At 67.5% G+C, this 17,663-nt stretch carries 15 protein-coding genes and 2 pseudogenes; 11 read left to right on the top strand and 6 right to left on the bottom strand.

The window, feature by feature from the left end; translation table 11 throughout:
* The first annotated feature begins 86 nt into the window (after window positions 1–86).
* Window positions 87–1,097, top strand: coding sequence for an amidohydrolase family protein (locus G6048_RS31080; RefSeq protein ID WP_165342930.1), 1,011 nt, complete (start codon window positions 87–89; stop codon window positions 1,095–1,097).
* On the opposite strand, the gene G6048_RS31075 is transcribed toward G6048_RS31080, so the two are convergent.
* The gene (locus G6048_RS31075) at window positions 1,087–2,526 is read right to left on the bottom strand and encodes an amidohydrolase family protein (protein WP_165342929.1); all 1,440 of its coding nucleotides are present in this window, start codon (window positions 2,524–2,526) and stop codon (window positions 1,087–1,089) included. The genes G6048_RS31080 and G6048_RS31075 overlap by 11 nt on opposite strands.
* A gap of 93 nt (window positions 2,527–2,619) precedes the next feature.
* On the opposite strand from G6048_RS31075, the gene G6048_RS31070 reads away from it, so the two are divergent.
* The 3 genes from G6048_RS31070 (at window position 2,620) to G6048_RS31060 (ending at window position 4,858) form a co-directional block, all read left to right on the top strand.
* Window positions 2,620–3,369, top strand: coding sequence for a cyclase family protein (locus G6048_RS31070; protein ID WP_165342928.1), 750 nt, complete (start codon window positions 2,620–2,622; stop codon window positions 3,367–3,369).
* Between the two features lie 2 nt (window positions 3,370–3,371).
* Window positions 3,372–3,953 (top strand): thiamine pyrophosphate-binding protein, encoded by a 582-nt coding sequence (locus G6048_RS31065; RefSeq protein ID WP_165342927.1) that lies wholly within the window; start codon window positions 3,372–3,374, stop codon window positions 3,951–3,953.
* Window positions 3,954–4,045: 92 nt separating this feature from the next.
* On the top strand, window positions 4,046–4,858 hold the full coding sequence (locus G6048_RS31060) for a helix-turn-helix transcriptional regulator (RefSeq protein ID WP_165342926.1): 813 nt from the start codon (window positions 4,046–4,048) through the stop codon (window positions 4,856–4,858).
* 72 nt (window positions 4,859–4,930) lie between these two features.
* On the opposite strand, the gene G6048_RS31055 is transcribed toward G6048_RS31060, so the two are convergent.
* Complete coding sequence (locus G6048_RS31055) at window positions 4,931–6,061, bottom strand: LLM class flavin-dependent oxidoreductase (protein ID WP_206342350.1); 1,131 nt, start codon at window positions 6,059–6,061, stop codon at window positions 4,931–4,933.
* A 328-nt stretch (window positions 6,062–6,389) separates the two neighbouring features.
* Between G6048_RS31055 and G6048_RS31050 the strand changes: the two genes are divergently transcribed.
* From G6048_RS31050 to G6048_RS31015, 7 genes are all read left to right on the top strand, one after another.
* Window positions 6,390–6,908: an NADPH-dependent FMN reductase gene (locus tag G6048_RS31050; RefSeq protein WP_165342925.1), complete on the top strand. Its 519-nt coding sequence runs from the start codon at window positions 6,390–6,392 to the stop codon at window positions 6,906–6,908.
* Window positions 6,905–7,411 (top strand): flavin reductase family protein, encoded by a 507-nt coding sequence (locus G6048_RS31045; RefSeq protein WP_206342349.1) that lies wholly within the window; start codon window positions 6,905–6,907, stop codon window positions 7,409–7,411. Before G6048_RS31050 ends, G6048_RS31045 begins: the two co-directional genes overlap by 4 nt.
* A gap of 188 nt (window positions 7,412–7,599) precedes the next feature.
* Window positions 7,600–9,294: an IS1380 family transposase gene (locus G6048_RS31040; protein WP_328827460.1), complete on the top strand. Its 1,695-nt coding sequence runs from the start codon at window positions 7,600–7,602 to the stop codon at window positions 9,292–9,294.
* Entirely contained in the window at window positions 9,242–9,820 is a 579-nt protein-coding gene (locus G6048_RS31035) for a nucleotidyltransferase (RefSeq protein WP_165342924.1), read from the top strand. Before G6048_RS31040 ends, G6048_RS31035 begins: the two co-directional genes overlap by 53 nt.
* Before the next feature lie 547 nt (window positions 9,821–10,367).
* Window positions 10,368–11,176 (top strand): IS5 family transposase gene (locus tag G6048_RS31025; protein WP_328827474.1). Its coding sequence is split into 2 segments (ribosomal slippage): window positions 10,368–10,685 and window positions 10,688–11,176, totalling 807 coding nucleotides; the frame shifts between segments, so codons are not numbered across the junction.
* 208 nt (window positions 11,177–11,384) lie between these two features.
* A protein-coding gene (locus tag G6048_RS31020) for an IS3 family transposase (RefSeq protein WP_235990543.1) occupies window positions 11,385–12,634 on the top strand; the annotation gives its coding sequence in 2 pieces (ribosomal slippage) (window positions 11,385–11,667 and window positions 11,667–12,634; 1,251 coding nt in all).
* Between the two features lie 76 nt (window positions 12,635–12,710).
* Window positions 12,711–13,004: a hypothetical protein gene (locus G6048_RS31015; protein WP_165342923.1), complete on the top strand. Its 294-nt coding sequence runs from the start codon at window positions 12,711–12,713 to the stop codon at window positions 13,002–13,004.
* Between the two features lie 4 nt (window positions 13,005–13,008).
* On the opposite strand, the pseudogene G6048_RS31010 reads toward G6048_RS31015, so the two are convergent.
* From G6048_RS31010 to G6048_RS30995, 4 genes and pseudogenes are all read right to left on the bottom strand, one after another.
* A pseudogene (locus tag G6048_RS31010) lies at window positions 13,009–14,249 on the bottom strand (IS256 family transposase).
* A gap of 2,001 nt (window positions 14,250–16,250) precedes the next feature.
* Window positions 16,251–16,556 (bottom strand): MazG nucleotide pyrophosphohydrolase domain-containing protein, encoded by a 306-nt coding sequence (locus G6048_RS31005; RefSeq protein WP_165342922.1) that lies wholly within the window; start codon window positions 16,554–16,556, stop codon window positions 16,251–16,253.
* Window positions 16,557–16,642: 86 nt separating this feature from the next.
* On the bottom strand, window positions 16,643–17,152 hold the full coding sequence (locus G6048_RS31000) for a nucleoside/nucleotide kinase family protein (RefSeq protein ID WP_165342921.1): 510 nt from the start codon (window positions 17,150–17,152) through the stop codon (window positions 16,643–16,645).
* Window positions 17,137–17,663, bottom strand: a pseudogene (locus G6048_RS30995) (nucleoside 2-deoxyribosyltransferase); the annotation flags it as partial. The gene G6048_RS31000 and the pseudogene G6048_RS30995, both read right to left, overlap by 16 nt.

Raw genomic sequence — 17,663 nt, 5'->3', positions numbered from 1 at the left:
GCCGCTGGTGTTCGAACAGTTCTACAACGACGAATCACGCGCGAGTGCGCGAACTGCGGCACCGTCCACCCGGGAAAGTCCGCCCTGTGACCAGAGTGATCGACGTCCACACCCACTACGTCCCACGCGGCTGGCCACAGCTCGGTGCCCTCGCCACCTCCCCGTGGCTACGGGTCGACAGCGAGCGCGAAGCGACGATCATGGTCGGCTCGGACGAGTTCCGCCGCATCCTCGCCAACTGCTGGGACGCCGACCTGCGGCTTCACGACATGGCCGAAGACGGCGTCGACGCGCAGGTCGTCTCGCCAACGCCGGTGTTCTTCTCCTACGACCGCACACCCACCGAGGGTGTGAAGATCGCGAAGGTCTTCAACGATCTCGCGCTGGAGATCTGCGCACCGGCGCCGGGCAAGCTGGTGCCGTTCTGCCAGGTGCCCTTGCAGGACCCGGATCTGGCCTGCGCGGAACTCGACCGCTGCCTCGCCGCGGGCCATCGTGGCGTCGAAATCGGCAACCACGTCGGCGACCGCGACCTCGACGACGCCGGCATCGTCACGTTTCTCCAGCACTGCGCCTCGCGCGGCGTGCCGGTGTTCGTGCACCCGTGGGACATGCTGGCCTCACCGCGCTTGAACCGCTGGATGTCGCGGTGGCTCACCGGAATGCCCGCAGAAACCCACTTGTCCGTGCTCGCGATGATTCTCGGCGGTGTGTTCGACCGCGTGCCCGAGGCGCTGAAGATCTGCTTCGCGCACGGCGGTGGCTCGTTCGCCTTCTGGCTCGGCCGGCTGGAGAACGCATGGCACGGGCGACCGGACGTGATTGGGATGTCGGAGAAGCCGCCGTCGAGCTACGTCGGCCGGTTCGCCGTGGACTCGGTGGTGTTCGACCCGTCGGCGCTGCGCCTGCTCGTCGACGTGCTCGGCGGGGAAAACGTCCTGCTCGGCAGCGACTACCCGTACCCGCTCGGGGAGCGCCCGGTGGGACAGGTCGTGCGCAAGGCGCAATTCCTCACCGACGCAGACCGCGCCCTGCTGCTGGGCGGCAACGCGGCGAAGTTCCTGTCGCTGCCCACCGGCAGCCGCCTCACCGGCTGATCGGCCACTGGGGCGGACGGCGCCCGCCGAGCTTGTCGAGTGCGGGTCCGGCGGCCTCGTCGACCGCCTCGGCCACCTCCTCGACATCGACCGTCGTGAGCACCCGGTCCCGCAGGACCACCCGGCCGTCGATCACCACGGTCGTCGCGTCGGCACCGCTGCCCGCGTAGACGAGGTCAGCGACCGGATTGCCGAACTGGAACGGCCGGTACGCCAGGCTGGACAGGTCGAACAGAGCGAGGTCCGCGGTCTTGCCGGCCTCGACCGAGCCCAGCCGGTCCGACGCTCGCATGGCCTTGGCGGCGTTCACCGTGGCCATCTCGAACACCGAGGTGACCGGCATGACCGAATAGTCGCGGCGGGCGTCCTTGTGGCAGACCGCCGCCAGGTACATCACCCGCACCAGGTCGAGGAACCGGCTGATCGCGGCGGCGTCGGTGCCCAGTACCAGTTCGGTACCGGCCGCGGCCAGGTCCGGGATCACCCCGTGGGCGACCCACCCCTGGCCGCCCAGCAAGCTGGTCGCCGGGCAGTGGGCGACGAATGCGGGCGTGTCGGCGAGCCGCTTCACGTCGCCCTCCGGCAACCACCCGATATGCGCGAGCACCGGTGCCAGCTCCAGCACCCCGAAACGTTCGTAGCGCTCAAGGTCGGCGTTGCGCTCGGGCTGCGCGATATCGGACGGCGGCCGCCTGCCGATGAAGTGACCGGCCACTCCCGTGTCGCGGTCGGCGGCGTGTGCGACCACGCCCTGGATCAGTTCGTCGCTGACCGACGTCGGGTCGTCGAGCCCGTACCACACCTGGATGCGGCCACCGGCCGATCCGTTGAACCGATCGTAGACCTCGTCCGCGTGGCCGAGTACTTCCCGGACGGTCGCGGGCTCCCGGCCGAGCATGCCGGGCAGGTCGCTCGTACGAGGCACGATGACCCCGCGCATGCCGGTCCGCTCGGCCGCCCGCACCGTTTCCGCCGACTGGGGACTGCCCGCGTCGATGAACGTGGTGGTCCCGTGGCGGATCATCTCGGCGTACGTCGCCAGCGAACCGACATAGGCTTCGTGTGGCGTCAGCATCTTCTCGTGAGGAGCCATGATCCCGGCCAGCCGACGCTCGGGAGGCAGCTCGTCGAGAAAGCCGCCACCAACGAGGTATCCGCTGGCCGGGTGCTGGTGGGCGTCGATGAGTCCCGGGGTCAGCAGGCTGCCGGGTTCCTCGATCAGGGTCTCCGGCCGGTAGCGGGCGAGGATGTCCGCCCGCCGGCCGACCGCGACGATCCGGGTGCCGCGGACCGCGACGGCGCCGTCGAGCTGAATCTGTCGCTGAGCGTCCATCGTGGCGATCGCGCCCGCGGTGATCACCAGGTCGGCGGGCTCACCCGTCCCGTTCGTTTCCACCGAGCTGTCCTCCATTGCCTGAATGCGTGTCATCTGGTCACTGGAGACGCTAACCGCGTCGCCGCGCCGCAGCCATAACCCCTGGGTGTTATCGGGCGCTGCCGCTATGACCGGAAAGGCACAGCTATGCCTGGACAGGCATTGGTGCGCGTCGAACTCACGGCGCCGCTGTCGGCGGACACCCCGGTGCTCGACCTCCCGCCGGACATGGCGCCGATTCCCCGGTTCCGCCTGGAGGAGCTGGCGAAGTACGACGAGCGGGGCCGGACGTCATACCAGAACGGCATTCACACCGGCGAGCACGTCGGCACCCACTTCGACGCGCCGCGCCACTGGGTCACCGGCGCCGACCTGGAGGATGTCGCGTCCGTACCGGCGACCCGCCTGGTCGCGCCGGCCGTCGTGATCGACAGGACTCACGAAGCCGATGAAGACCCGGACTACCTGCTGCGCCGCGAGGACATCGAGGAATGGCAGCGCGAACACGGCGCCCTGCCGGAGGGCTGGCTGCTGTTCCGGACCGGGTGGGCCGCGCGATCACACGATCAGGTGCGGTTCCTCAACGCCGACGAACACGGGCAGCACACGCCCGGGGTCGATCCCGAATGTGCGCGCTGGCCGGCCGAGGAGACCCCGATCCTCGGGTTCGGGGTCGAAACGGTCGGAACCGACGCCGGGCAGGCGTTTCGCTTCGATCCCGAGTTCCCCGTCCATTCGCACCTCCTCGGCGCCGGCAAGTACGGCATCACCCAGCTGCGGAACCTGCACCTGCTGCCTCCGACGGGCGCGTTGCTGATCGTGGCGCCGCTGCGGATCGTCGGCGGCTCCGGCAGCCCGGCCCGCGTCCTGGCACTGGTCGAGAACGGAGCGAAGTGAGCATGCTGGTGCACGAGGCCATCGGTCGCTGCCTGACCGAGCAGGGCGTGCGCGCCGCTTTCGGTGTGGTCGGCAGCGGCAACTTCCATTTCACGCAGGCGCTGATAGCCGGTGGAGCCCGATTCGTGGCCGCACGCCACGAAGGAGGCGCGGCGACCATGGCCGATGCCTACGCGCGCATGTCGGGCGAGGTCGCTGAGGTGTCGCTGCACCAAGGCTGCGGTTACACCAACGCGCTCACCGGGATCACCGAAGCGGCCAAGAGCCGGACCCCACTGCTGGTGCTGACCGCCGTGGCGAACGACCCGGCCTCCAATTTCTTCATCGACCAGCCTGGGCTCGCCGCCGGTCGGCGCCGGGCCGCTGCGGGTGGGTTCGCCGCGGTCGGCACTGCGGGATGTGGCCCGAGCGTCGCCGCGCTGGCACGGGGACACGGCTGCGAGGGCCTGACCGTGCGATCGGCCGACGATCTCGCTGCCGTCAGGGCCTGGCTATCCTCTTCTCCCCGGCGACCGCTGGTGATCGACGCCAAGATCACCTCGGACGGCGGGGCCTGGTGGCTGCACGAGGCTTTCGGGCACTGAGTGGAATGACTGCCGCTTCGGCTACGTCCGTCATATTTGGACCATAGAGTGGAACGGGCGTGACCCGGCCGACCTCGGGAGGAACACGGACGATGACGGGTATCGACTGGCGCGAAGTGGCCCGGTTCGGTGAGCTCGCCTGCGGATCTCTGCAACCGGTCACGGTGCAGCGGCGGACGCTCCCCGAACTGGTCCGCCTGCTGCGCTGCGACTCGGGGGCGATCCACCTGATCGACCGCCGCTACCGGGGCCGGATGGCGACCGTCACTGGCGCGCCGGTGCAGATGCTCCTCGAGTTCGAGACCATCGCAGGGCCGGCGAACCCGTACTTCGAGCGGTCGAGCACGTCGCGGTTCCCAGTGCACGACGCGTTGCTGCACGGGCGCCCCGCCGACCACCTGCGCTCACCGGTGGGGCGGGTCCTGGCCGGCTACGGTTTCGAGCACTGCCTTTTCGCGCTGCTCGTCGCCCAGGGGCGGCCCGTCGGCACGGCGACCCTGGCCCGGCGGGCCGGGCGTCCCCGGTTCACCCCCCAGGAGCAGGACCTGGCGCACCGGCTGTCCAGGTTTCTCTCGATCGGCCTGTCGAACGCGGCTGCGTACGACCAGTGCGCACCAGGGGCGGTGATCATGGGGCGCTTCGGGTCGGACCACGACGTCGACACCGTCGATCTGTCGGGGACGGCGCGGGCCGGCACCGCGCCGTCCCCCGGTGCCCACGGGACGCTAACCGAGCGGGAGCGCGAGGTTCTCGCGCTCGCCACGGACGGCTTGATCAACGCGGAGATCGCCGCCGAACTCGGCATCGCGGTGAACACGGTCAAGCAGCACCTGCGGCACGCCTTCCACAAGCTCGGCGTGCGCTCGCGGCTCGAAGCCCTGCGCTACCTACAGCAGCACACCTGACAAGCTCCGGAACGAACGCCGCTGTTGAAAGTAACGTCCCGTTACTTTCAACAGGGATCCTCGGCCGCCCCGTCACACCGGGGTGGCCGGCGCTCGCAGGCCGGCCTCCTCGAGCCGGGGCAGCACTTCGCTGGCGAACTTCTCCAGCCCGTTCTCGTAGTCCAGCCAAACCAGCATCAGACCGTCGACGCCGGCTTCGGACAGCTCCGACATACGGTGCGCGATGTCGCTGGCCGATCCCACCAGCGGGTAGCCGCCGTATCCGGCCTTGAACTCGTACGACATTTCCGCCATCTTCTCCGGAGGCATCGTCTTGGCGTTCGGAATGTTGGCCTCGATCAGGTCCGCGACGGCGATATCGTCGCCCTGTGTCACGATGTAGTCCTGTGCGTACGCCTCAGCTTCGGCGGTGGTGTCCTTCTGGACGACGTAAGCGGAAAGCCATATCTGGATCTCCTTGCCGAACTTCTGCCGCGCCTCTTCGCGATATTCGGCGACCCTGGCCTTGACCGCCCGGGGATCCGGATCGTCGGGAATGGTGAAAGCCACCTCGGCGTGCTGGGCGGCGAACTGGCGGCCACGCGGCGAACCACCGGCGTTCAACAGAACCGGACGCGACTGCAAGGGGCGAGGCTGCGAGAGGGCGTTCTTGACGTCGAAGTGCGCGTTCTTCAGGTCGAAACTCGAATCCGCCGACCAGAGCCGGTCGAACACTTCCATCCACTCGTCGGCGTAACCGTAGCGGTCGTTGTGCTCCTGCATCTCGACGCCAAACAGGTCGAACTCGGGCGGAAACCAGCCGCAGACCAGGTTCATCCCGGCGCGACCGTTGGAGATGATGTCGACCGTCGCTTCGGCCTTGGCGACGAAGGCCGGATTGAGCAGAGAAATCGGGAGCGTGCTGATGATGCTGATCCGCTCGGTGATCGCGGCGATCGCACCCGCCCAGGTGAAAGTCTCCATGAAATCACCCGAGTAGTGCCCGTCACCACCGAAGGCGCGCCAGCGCGACGCCGACACGAATCCTTCGATGCCCAACTGGTCCGCCCTCTTGGCCAATCGGGCGATAGCGTCCCAGTCACCGGAGAACCGGTCAGGATGATGCGTGAAAGAAGCACCTGTGCCGTTCACGCCGAAGATGCTCAGCTTGAGCTTGTTGGCCGAGTCCCGAATGGGGTTCGACTTTACGGTGTTGTCGTTCACGGTGACCACATTTCTCATGTCGGAGATATCCAGCTCTACCATTTCCCGATCGCAGCTGATTAACAGTATCGGCGCATGAACACCGGTCAGGCCATAACACTCAGGTGTTAATCGGCGCCCACCGCTTTGTTGACGGAACTGCGAAAAGCGCGCTAACGTGACGGCGAATCCACGCCAAGACGTGGCCCGCACCATGAGCTGGTGCGGGGCTGTACGAGCCAGAAAACCTCGTACCAGCTGCAGGCAGATCGTCACCGCAACTCATCCCCTGGGCCGCTGCCGTGACGACCGTCGAAGCCGAGGTCCTCCGGGGCCGAACGGAGCAGCTATGAGAACCACCATCGTCGTCGGAAATCCGAAACCCGCTTCGCGTACCCGGCAGGTCGCCGAAGCATTGCTCGATCGTCTGGTGAAGGACGACGCGGACCGGCAGGTCATCGACCTGGCCGAGTACTCCGCGCAGATCTTCGAGTGGCCGTCCGAGGTGATGTCGGCGCTGAACGAGCGCGTCGCCGGCAGCGATCTCGTGGTGATCGCGAGCCCGACTTACAAGGCCACCTACACCGGGTTGCTGAAGGCATTCCTGGACCGTCATGCCGCAGGAGCGCTGACCGGGGTGACGGCGATCCCGGTGATGACCGGTGCCGACCTCGGCCACTCGATGGGCGTCGACACCCACCTCGCCCCACTGCTCACCGAGCTCGGCGCCGTGGTGCCGGGACGCGGATGGTACTTCGTGACCTCGTCAATGGACCGCCTGGACACGCTTGCTGACGAAGCCGCCGCACGCTACGCCCAGACGATCGGGCAGATCGCCCGCCTGACCGAGGGGGCGATAATCCCGTGACCGGCGCCATCGACTCTCGCGCGTACCGCGACGCACTGGGACGCTACGCCTCCGGTGTCGTGGTGATCGGCGCGACCGCGGCTGACGGACAGCACCTCGGGTTCACCTGCCAGTCGTTCCACAGCGTATCCCTGGACCCGCCGCTCATTTCGATCAGCGTCGCCCAGACCTCGACCACCTATCCGATGATCCGGGAAACCGGGCGGTTCGCCGTATCCGTGCTGGGCGACAACCACCACGAGGTCGCCTCCGCTTTCGCCCGGAAGGGCATCGATCGCTGGGGCGGAGTGGCGCACACCGGCACCGGGACGGGTAACCCCGTCCTCACCGAGAGCCTGATGTGGCTCGACTGTGAGATCGATGCCGAGCACGAGGCGGGCGACCACCACATCGTCGTCGGCCGGGTATTGGAGATGAGCCAGTCGGAGGCGCACCGTGGCGAGCCGCTGCTCTTCTACCGCGGCGGATTTCACCGCATCGCCTCACTACCGGCCACCGCATGAGCCTACAGTGACCGGCGAGCTGGTAGGTGGTTGTCAGTGGCCAGCAAGAGTCCCCACGGCCGGCCAGTTGACCTCATGTATTCAGCTGAACCCTTGAGCTGACGCCCCGACAGAAGAAGGGTGCCTCCCACCGGCGATGATCTGGATTGTCTAGATCAAAACCGTCGCAGAGAAGAGGCACCCAACGGGTGAAGAGTACCGGCTGGGACCACCGGCTCGCTGTGCGGGCTGACGGCAAGAAGCTGATCGGCCACACCGGGGTGGTGCTGCTGCGCAAGGTCGCCGACCGGGTCGGGCTGACCGCCGCCCTGGGCGCGGCCCTTCCGCGCGGGGTCGGGCCGGGGCGGCGGGACCGGGGCATGGCACTGGTCCAGCTGGTGTGCGCGATCGCACTGGGGGCTACCAGCGTCCTGGAAGCGGAGCAACTCCAGTATCACTGGCGGGCGTTGTTCCCCCGGCCGGTCTCCGACAGCACGCTGGAGGCGATCGACGGGCCGGTTCTCGCGCGCGTCGAGCGCGTGCGGGCCGCGATACGCCGGGTGGCGTGGACCCTGCTGGCCCTGCGGCCCGGCGGGTTTCCCTGGATCGCGGTGGGCGGGCGGGAGCTGACCGGCTGGTACGTCCTGGACGTGGACGCCACTCTCGTTTCCTGCACCAGCAAGAAGGAGGGAGCGGCGGGCACGTTCAAGGGCGGCTTCGGGCATCATCCGCTGGGCGCGTGGGTGGCCAACACCCGCGAGTGCGTCGCGATGCTGCTACGGCCCGGCAACGCCACCTCCAACGACGTCGCCGACCACAAGACGGTACTGGCCGCCGCCCTGCGCCAACTCCCGCTGCCCCTGTGGTCGAAACTGCTGGTCCGCATCGACGGGGCTGCCTTCAGCCACGCCCTGCTGGAGCACCTGCAGAGCCTGACCACCAGCCGGCGCCGGGTGCGCTGGGTGACCGGCTGGGCCATCAACACCACCGACGAGGCCGCCATCGCACTGCTGCCCGAAAAGGTGTGGGCCACCGCGCTGCGGCAGGACGGCACAGTCCACGAAATCACCGGCCCCGACGGCGACAAGATCTCCTACCAGGCCGCCGAGCTGACCGGGGTCCGCGACCTGACCGGCTGGCCCGCGGGGATGCGCCTGATCGTACGGCGGGTCAAACCCTCCCGCCGGGATCTGAAGAAGCTGACCGTCTTCGAGCAGCGCGCCGGCTGGCGCTACCAGATCGTCGCCACCAACATCCCCGCCCACCACGGGATGTCGGGTGTGCCGGGCTCGGGGCAGGCATGGTTCGTCGACGCTTTGTACCGCGACCATGCCGAGGTCGAGGACCGCGTGAAGGCGATCAAGCGAGTCGGACTCGGACTCCTGCCGTCCACATCCTGGCAGCTGAACGTCGCCTGGGTACTGGCCGCCGCGCTCGCCGCCGATCTCGACGCCTGGACCCGGCTCCCCCTCCTGCACGACGAGCCCGAACTCGCCGCCGCACGACCGGAAACGATCCGCAGGAAGCTGTACCACCTACCCGCCCGGCTCACCGCCGACGCGTCCTCCACCTCGACCGATCTTGGCCATGGGCCACCGCGTTCACCACCGCCTGGCAGCACACCCACCAACTCCCGGCCCCCACCTGAAAGCCGCTCACCACCCCGACGACACCAGAAGGAGAGGACCGCACCATCCTCGGGCCCGTGGAACCCGACGCCCCCGCAGCGCATGCGAAGGTCCCCGAGCCGACCGGCAGGACAAACTGGGGCAAGGTGCCGGACTAACGGAACCGATCAACCCACAGACGAATCGAGGCCGACAGCAATTACACCGCTGCGCTGGAGATCCAATGAAACTGCTTGCGTACTTCAGCGCCTTCCTCAAGGACGCCGTCAACCTTAACCAGACTCGCCTGAACCAACTCGACGACCGGGTCGCAGCCATCGTCTCGGCGCTGCGCGCCGATCAGCAGATCGGCGAACTCTACCAGGATCACGTGCCCCAGGGATCCTGGGCCCATCGCACGATCATCAAGCCCTTCAACGGGCACGAGTTCGACGCTGATTTCCTGCTCCACCTCCAGGAAGTCGACGGCTGGAGCCCTCAGGAATACCTGCGCGAGGTCCGCGCAGCGTTCAAACGGTCCAGCACCTACAAGACGATGGTGACGAAGAAGAACCGGTGCTGCCGCATCGTCTACGCCGGTGACTGCCATGTCGACGTCGTGCCCTACCTCGTCCTTGCTGACGGCCGAGCGCGTTTTCCAGGACTTCGCGGGCACTGCCCACGGTCTCGATCTGATCAGTCAGATCGGGCCAGGAACGATCCCCGCGCCTCAGCAACGCGACAAGGCGGCCCGCTCCAGATTGCTGGTCCATGCCGAGAGCATAGAAAGCCCATCCGAGCCGAGCAGCTGAAACGGCTGTGATCGGAGAGCAGATTCGTCGCACCGGAGCCGTGACGCAGAGAACAACAGCAGTTCCACTGTGTGTCCACGCAATGGCCAGGAAAGGCCGGGAATGGAGGAATCGCGAGAGGTTAGTGTGTCAATCGTGCGAGATGAGACGCGGGAGACCGACGAGGGACTCAGCCGGAGAGCGAAGGCGCTGGCCTGCACTGTCCCCTTGCACGAGCTCGACGCCCACAAGGGGAAGCTGGAGTGGGCGGACGCGAAGGTCTATCTCATGGCGGAGATCGCTCTGCACACCATCGACCAGGTCGCAATCGCCATGGATTTCGACACCGGAGCCGACCATGGCCACGTGCTGGAGCGGGTCCAACGGTTCGTCGCCCGGCAGGCACCGCGGCAGCCCGTCCAGGAACACGCACGTGTGGCCACGTGGGTTCTGGAGAGTCTGATCAACCTCGGAGACGTCGAGCGCTCGTTCCACCGCCCCTACGAGCTCGTAACACGATCTTGTTTGAGTGCCCTGGTCGGGCGTGACCGATGTGACGATTCCGCCGTTCGAGATGCTGTGAGCACTCGGCCGTGGATCGTGGACGACGACTTGTGGGCGCTGATCGAGCCGTTACTGCCGCCCTGGCCGGAGAAGTCGCCGGGGCCGCGGCCGGTGGCGGACCGGCTGTGTCTGCAGGGCATCCTGTACGTCCTCCACAACGACATAGCCTGGCAACTCCTGCCGCTGGAGCTGGAGTTCGGCTCGGGCCAGACCTGCTGGCGGCGCCTGGAGCGATGGCAGCAGGCCGGAGTCTTCGAGCAACTGCACCGCATCCTGCTTGCCGAACTCAACGCGGCCGGCGAACTCGACTGGTCCAGAGCGTGTGTGGATGGCTCCCACATCCGCGCGAAAAAAGGGGAGCCGACACCGGTCCGTCGCCGGTCGACCGGCGGAAGACGGGCAGCAAGCACCACCTGATCTGCGACGGACGCGGCACTCCACTCAAGGTCATCACCACCGCGGCCAACGTCAACGACGTCACCCGGACCCTCGCCCTCGTCGACGGCATCCCGCCCGTCGCCGGGCGGCCCGGCCGCCCGCGCAGACGCCCCGACTCACTCCTCGGCGACAAGGCCTACGACTCGAAGGCCGTGCGCCATGAGCTGCGACACCGCCGGATCCTGCCGGTGATCTCCCGCAAAGGCGCCCCGGACATCAAGGGCCTGGGCAAACTCCGCTACGTCGTCGAGCAGACCTTCGCCCTGCTCCACCAGTTCAAACGCCTCGCCGTCCGCTGGGAACGCCGAACCGAACTCCACGACGCCTTCGTCTCATTGGCCTGCAGCCTCATCTGCTGGAGACGCCTCAGGAAGGCACGAACATGATCGTGTTACGAGCTCTACGGGTCGGTGGACGCTGACGGCGTCTACCGTGTGCGCACCTTTGACTTCAAACTCATCGAGGAACGCAGAGGCGACGAGGGCAAGCTGTACCTACGCGCCTCGAACGAGGCACTCAACGTCCTGGTCGGAGCCTTGGACTGAACCCCGTTCCGGGTTCGGTAGGGACTCGATCGTTTGAGAGGATCGAGTTATGGCACGTCCTTCCCAGTACCCGCTTGAGCTGCGCCGTCGTGCGGTGCGGATGGTCGCCGAGGTGCGGCCGGAGTACGACACCGAGTGGGCCGCGATGAAAGCGGTCGCCCAGAAGCTGGGCATCGGCACGACCGAGACGCTGCGCAAGTGGGTGCGGCAGGACCAGATCGACGCCGGGGCCCGTCCGGGCACAACGAGCGAGGAGTCGGCCGAGCTGAAGCGACTGAAGAAGGAGAACGCCGAGCTCAAACGGGCCGACGACATCCTCAAGGCCGCAGCGTCTTTCTTCGCGGCCGAGCTCGACCGGCCACACACACGCTCGTAACGTTCATCGACGAGCACAGGGACCGCTTCGGCGGCGTCGAGCCGATCTGCCGGGTCCTCACCGACCACGACTGCAAGATCGCCCCGTCCACCTACTATGCCCACCACAAACGCCAGGCCGCACCCGCTGCCCGCACCGTCCGCGACGCCGAACTGAAGACCCTGATCACGCGGGCGTACGAGGCCAACTACCGTGTCTACGGCGCCCGGAAGATCTGGCGGCACCTGAACCGCCAGGATGTCGCGGTGGCCCGCTGCACCGTCGAACGCCTCATGCGTGAACTGGGCATCACCGGCGCGGTCCGCGGCAAAAAGGTGATCACCACCATCCCCGACGCGAGCGCGGAGCGGGCCCCGGATCTCGTGGACCGCGACTTCGTCGCCCCCGCCCCGAACCGATGTTGGGTCGCCGACTTCACCCACGTCACCACGTTCGGCGGCGTCGTCTACGTCGCCTTCGTCGTGGACACCTTCTCCCGCCGCATCGTCGGCTGGTCAGCAGCCACATCGAAGGAGACACGGCTCGTCCTGGATGCCCTCGAGATGGCCCTGTGGCAGCGCGACCGGGACCAACGCCCCTACCAGCAAGGCGAGTTGATACATCACTCCGATGCCGCCCAGTACACATCGTTCGCGCTCGCCGAGCACCTCGACCGGGCAGGCATCGCCGCGTCGATCGGATCGGTCGGCGACGCCTACGACAATGCCCTCATGGAGTCCACGATCGGCCTGTTCAAGACCGAGTTGATCAAGCCCCATCGGCCCTGGAAGTCGCTCTCCCAGGTCGAACTCGCCACCGCCGAATGGGTCGACTGGTACTGCCACCGTCGGCTCCACGGTGAAATAGGGCACATCCCACCCGCCGAATACGAGACCAAGTACTACCGCGAAACCACGAAACCCCAGGTCGCAGCCACGCCCTAGAGTCTCGATCAAACCCGGAACGGTTCATCTGATCCATGCCTTCCTGGCCGTCGGCTTCCCCACGGTGAACGCTACCGTGCGTGACACCGCCTACGCAGCCTGGGACCAAGCCGCTCAGATCATCGAAGACCGGGCTCCACGCGTCCACCCCTTCGACGACCCTCAACCCCGGTACACAAGCCCAGTCCCGGACGACGGCAGCACTATCCCCGGCAACCTCGATACCGCATTCGCCACCGCGGTACTGGCCTCCCTGGCGCACCCCGGACGCGAACACAAACGACGCGCACTTCTCGCCATCCGCTGGCTGCTGGCCACAAGCCCCAGTGCCACAGCACCCGCGATGGTCATGTCCCGTGTAGTGGTGTAGCCGATCAGTCGTCCGTCGCGTTGGTGGTGTTGGGGAGTGCGGGAGCGCTGTCGGGGCGCTCGTCGGCGTAGATTTCGTCCATGCTGCCTTCGGGCAGGTAGCGGCGGGGGAAGGCGATCCATTCGTCGTGCATCTCGAAGAGCACGGCGGTGACCAGCCGCAGGAGCGCATCGTCGTTGGGGAAGACCTGGACGACGTCGGTCCGGCGCTTGACCTCGCGGTTGATCCGTTCCAGGGGGTTGGTGGACTGGATCTTCTTCCAATGTCGGTCCGGGAAGGCCGCGAAGGAGGTCAGTCGTCCTTCGCTTCCAGGAGCATCTGCTTCACCTTGGGGAACTGCTTGCCGAGCATGTCGGCGACGGTGTCGAGCTGGGCGCGGACCGCCGCCTGGGCGGGCTGGGCGAAGATCGTGCGGATAGTCGCCGCGACCATTTCGGCCGCGTCTTTGGGGATCACCGCGAAGACGTTCCGCAGGAAATGGACACGACAGCGCTGGTAGGCGGCGCCGAGCATGACCTTGCGGATCGCTTTAACCAGGCCGCTGTGGTGGTCGGCGATGACCAGGCGGACCCCGGACAGGCCACGCTCACGAAGCGAGCGCAGGAACTCGGACCAGAACACCTCGGTCTCGCTGTCGCCCACCATGAGTCCCAGGACCTCGCGGCCGCCGTCCTCGGTGATGCCGGTGGCGATGACCACGGCCTGGGAGACGATCTGGTGGTTCACTCGCGCCTTGCAGTAGGTCGCGTCCAGATAGACGTAGGGGAAGCGGACATGGTCCAGTGGCCGGGTCCGGAAGGCGCACAGGGGCTCGTCGAGTTCCCCGCAGATCCGGGAGACATCGCTCTTGGAGATCCCGGTGTCCGCGCCGAGGGCCTTGACCAGGTCATCGACCGCGCGGGTGGATACGCCGTGCACGTAGGCGTCCATGATGACGGCGTACAGGGCCTGGTCGATGCGGCGCCGCCGCTCCAGCAGGCTGGGGAAGAAGCTGCCGGTACGCAGTTTGGGGACGGCCAGGTCGAGGTCGTCGGCCTGGGTGGTCAGCCTCTTGCCGCGGTGCCCGTTGCGGTAGGCGGTGCGGGCCTCGGTGTGCTCGTTCCACTCGGCGCCGATCCGGGCCGCGGCCTCGGACTCGATCAGCTCCTGCAGCATCCGCTCGGCCACGCTCCGCACGAGTTCGAGTCCGTCCGCCGAACGTAGTGACTCCAGCAGGCGGAGTAAGTCAGACTGGGACAAGGCCACCGCGCACCTCCTGCGTTGAACTGTCCGTTCACCACGGAGAGTTGCACGGTGGCCGCCTCATGCGCAGGGAGCAGAAGCACCCCGCGGGTGTGCGCCCCGGGAGCAAGCCCGCGCACACCTCAGCCTTGATCGGCTACACCACACAGCGGGACGCCATCCCCGCGATTGCCACCGCACTCACCGCACTCACCGACCCAAGCACGCTGACGTGGCTGCTTAGCCTGCTCGAACAAGCAGACGGCGATGCTGCTCCCGCAGTAACCCGATCCCGTGAAGCCCTCGTACGACACGCGGTAGGCCCACACCTCACCGTCCGCGCCCTCGCCCGTCGGCTCCTGCGCCAGCACCTCCCCGGAGCCGAACCGCCGCCAGCTTCGTCGCCCTCACCCGACACAGCGCTGATCAATCCGCTTGCCGCAGGGTTGTGGACTCCTGATCACGACGGCATCCGAGTCGGGGACAGAGATGAAGTGGCTGAAGCAACACAGCAGCTCATCGACGATGTAGTGGGCGCCAGACTCACCCGCTCCGAAAGACTCCTCCCACAGCTGGGTGCCGCAGTCCGAGCCCGCGTCACCCCCGTGCTGGCCGACGACCAACGACGCAGCCGATGGCGCGAGCGCTCCCGAAACCTCAACGACCAGACTTACCACCACATTGCGGACGCCTACCTCGCCATGCAGGCAGCCGTCGAGGACGCGCTCCAGCGAGCGGCCGCAGGCGGGCGAGCCGTACGCCTCGCCACTGGCAACCCCGTCCCTGACCCACTCAGCTGGGAAGACACGCTCGCTTCGGCGCTGCTCGACGATCCCACGCCGCCGCTGGCCCTGGAAAGCCTCCGCCGGCCCCGTCCCGACCTCCCACCACCAAGTCCCCAAGACCTACAGGGGCAACCCCTGCCCCCCAATACCTCCACCGAGGGCACTACACCCATCACCGGAACCGTGGCCATCACACCCGCCACGGCAGTCGCCACCATCCGCACGGGCCCCCACAGAGGCTGGCGCATCCTGGCTACGGCAGAAAATCGCACCATTCCCAATGCACAACGCTACGGTCCTGGGCGCCATCTCAGGCGCTACCGCGCCGTTGAGATCCGTCAGACCGACGACAGCACCGCTCTCACCGCACCACCCCTTGCCCCCGGGAACATCCGTACCTGGTGGGAACCCATACACACCGCACCCTGGCCCCCCGACCTCCATCACACGCAACCCCTCGTCGGACTGGACCAGGACCTTGCCGCCCTCGCAGACGCCCCAACCGGCCTCGGCGTTCCCGCCCCCCTACTCACACCAACATCTACCCTCCTATACACACTTGACCTACAACCCGAGGCACCCTTCACCCTCCACGACCCTGACGGACCCGCGCTTACCCTCGTCACCTGGCGCACCGAGTATGAAAGCGGCGGCTACCGCCTACCCTGGCCACGGCTGCGAGGCTGCGCCCTACTCATCCGACCGGATGTCTTGGACCGCTTGCGCGAACAGATCGGCAACCGCCTGGTGCTTCGCGACGTTGCGACGGTCCCGCCTTTGTGCGGGTGACGACACGGCCATAGTCGGGGGTGGCGTCGCAAGCTGGCGCCCGGAAGTGCGATGCGCGAGCGGGTCGATGGAGTACGTACCGCAGCTGCCGGCCGAGTACGGTCAGTGCCACGGCACCGAACTGCCGGAGCGGGACCGTCACCGACTCCTCGTCGACGTGGTCGCGGCCCTACTCCAGCGCACCGACGCAGGAGCAACGGCGGACCGCCGTGCCCCGGACGAGCCGGTCGTGCTCTTTGAGCTCGGCGCGTGCCTCATCAGCGCTTCAAGGTCACCGGCGCGGAGCGCCTTGCGTACGTCGTCGATGTTCAGCAGGCCCAGCATGTATGGCGCGTCTGGCCCGGCCGTGGCGGCGCTCGGCACGGGCAGGACTCTACGGCGGACGAACCGCGCCGGCAGACCCCCGGAGCGTGAGGTGTACGGCCTTCTGACCAGCGCCTGCGTCCGCCTTCTACTCTCGGCTGGTGCGCAGGAGTGTGCCGTTGGTGCCGGCGGTGTATTCGCGTCGCGCGTTCTTTTCGATCTTCCGCGTGACCTCTTCGCCGAGGTCAACGCCCTGCATCTCGGCGATCGCGACCAGGTACAGGAATACGTCGGCGAGTTCCTCTCCGCGGTCGGGCAGCCCTTTGCGCCATGCCGTGAATGCCTCGCCAATCTCGGCCGTGAGAAGTCCGAACTCCAGTGGAATGTCGGAGGTGTTGAACCCTTTGTCGAGCTTGTTCTTCCAGGCAAGCCTCTGGGCGTCGGTGATGTTCACGGCGGTTCCCCTTGACGGTGCGGTGCGGCCTTCTCGGGGAACACTAACGAGGCTCAGGTGCCGGGGAGGCGGGAACGGGACAGGAGTCAGCCGGTGGGGCGGTGGGATTCCGGCTCGGCGGCGTACGTGAAAGCGGACACATGGCCGGTCAGGACGCGGAAGACGCGCTCGTAGGCGTCGCCAAGTGCGGCGATCTCCTCCAGGTCGGGAGCCTGGCCGTCGCGGGCCATGAGGCGACTGTGTACGACAGCGGCGGGCGCGGTGAGGTGGAGGAAGACGCCGTCGCGGGCGGTGACGAGGTCGGCCAGGGCGAGGGCCTGGTCCCAGGTGAGGCGGGATCGGTCTCGGTAGAGCGGGCCGTAGACGAGTTCGCTGACGAAGCTGCGGTCCAGAACAAGCTGGCCCGGCTGGGCCAGAAGGTCGCGGTATCGGTGGGTCAGGTCCTGATGGTCGGGCGTACGCGGTGAGTGCACTGCGGTGAAGCCATGCTGGGTGACGAGGAGGCCGGCGAGGGTGCTTTTGCCGACGCCGTCGGCGCCTTCGAGTACGACGGTGCGGTATCGGGCGATCTCGTCAATGGTCACCCGCTGATCCACGTGGTCACCTCGTCTGCGCTGCGGAGCGTGGCCTCGACGCCGTACTGGACCATCAGATTGCGGTGGTTGGGCTCACGGCCGGCGGCGTGGGTGTAGGTGCTGCGCGGCAGATACGCGGCTACCGGGCGGCCCGTGGCGCAGGCCGCCCCGATCAGGAGGGCGGCGCCGGGCGGGGTCTCGGGGCCGGAGCCGTCGACGACGATGCGCGCCGAGCTGAGTGCGGCGGCCCAGTCGTGGCATGCGGCCGCGATGGGTTCGGCGGCCGCGAAGCGGGTCGGGCCAAGGACGGTGACGCCCGCGTTCGTAGTCAGGCCGGGCAGGGCATAGTGCGGCACTGTGTACGGGGAGGGCTCGGCATACACGGTGCTGCTGTCTCGGGTGGGGACGGGCGTTGTCGGGGATGCGAGGGGAAGTTGGAGGGCCGCTTCGACGCATGCCTCGGTTGCGTTCTGGACTTGGGCGTGGTTGCGGGCGGTGAAGTTGGCGAAGCGGCTTGTGCCTGGCTGCTGGG

The organism is Streptomyces ureilyticus (assembly GCF_011045025.1).
Classification (GTDB): domain Bacteria; phylum Actinomycetota; class Actinomycetes; order Streptomycetales; family Streptomycetaceae; genus Streptomyces; species Streptomyces ureilyticus.
The sequence above is the reverse complement of the archived record's forward strand: the minus strand, read 5'-3'. Positions and strand labels throughout refer to the sequence as shown.

Excerpts from the sequence above, each read along its gene's own strand:
- G6048_RS31075 (WP_165342929.1), bottom strand. The coding sequence starts at position 2,526 with ATGACACGCATTCAGGCAATGGAGGACAGCTCGGTGGAAACGAACGGG.
- G6048_RS31070 (WP_165342928.1), top strand. The coding sequence starts at position 2,620 with ATGCCTGGACAGGCATTGGTGCGCGTCGAACTCACGGCGCCGCTGTCG.
- G6048_RS31065 (WP_165342927.1), top strand. The coding sequence starts at position 3,372 with ATGCTGGTGCACGAGGCCATCGGTCGCTGCCTGACCGAGCAGGGCGTG.
- G6048_RS31060 (WP_165342926.1), top strand. The coding sequence starts at position 4,046 with ATGACGGGTATCGACTGGCGCGAAGTGGCCCGGTTCGGTGAGCTCGCC.
- G6048_RS31050 (WP_165342925.1), top strand. The coding sequence starts at position 6,390 with ATGAGAACCACCATCGTCGTCGGAAATCCGAAACCCGCTTCGCGTACC.
- G6048_RS31035 (WP_165342924.1), top strand. The coding sequence starts at position 9,242 with ATGAAACTGCTTGCGTACTTCAGCGCCTTCCTCAAGGACGCCGTCAAC.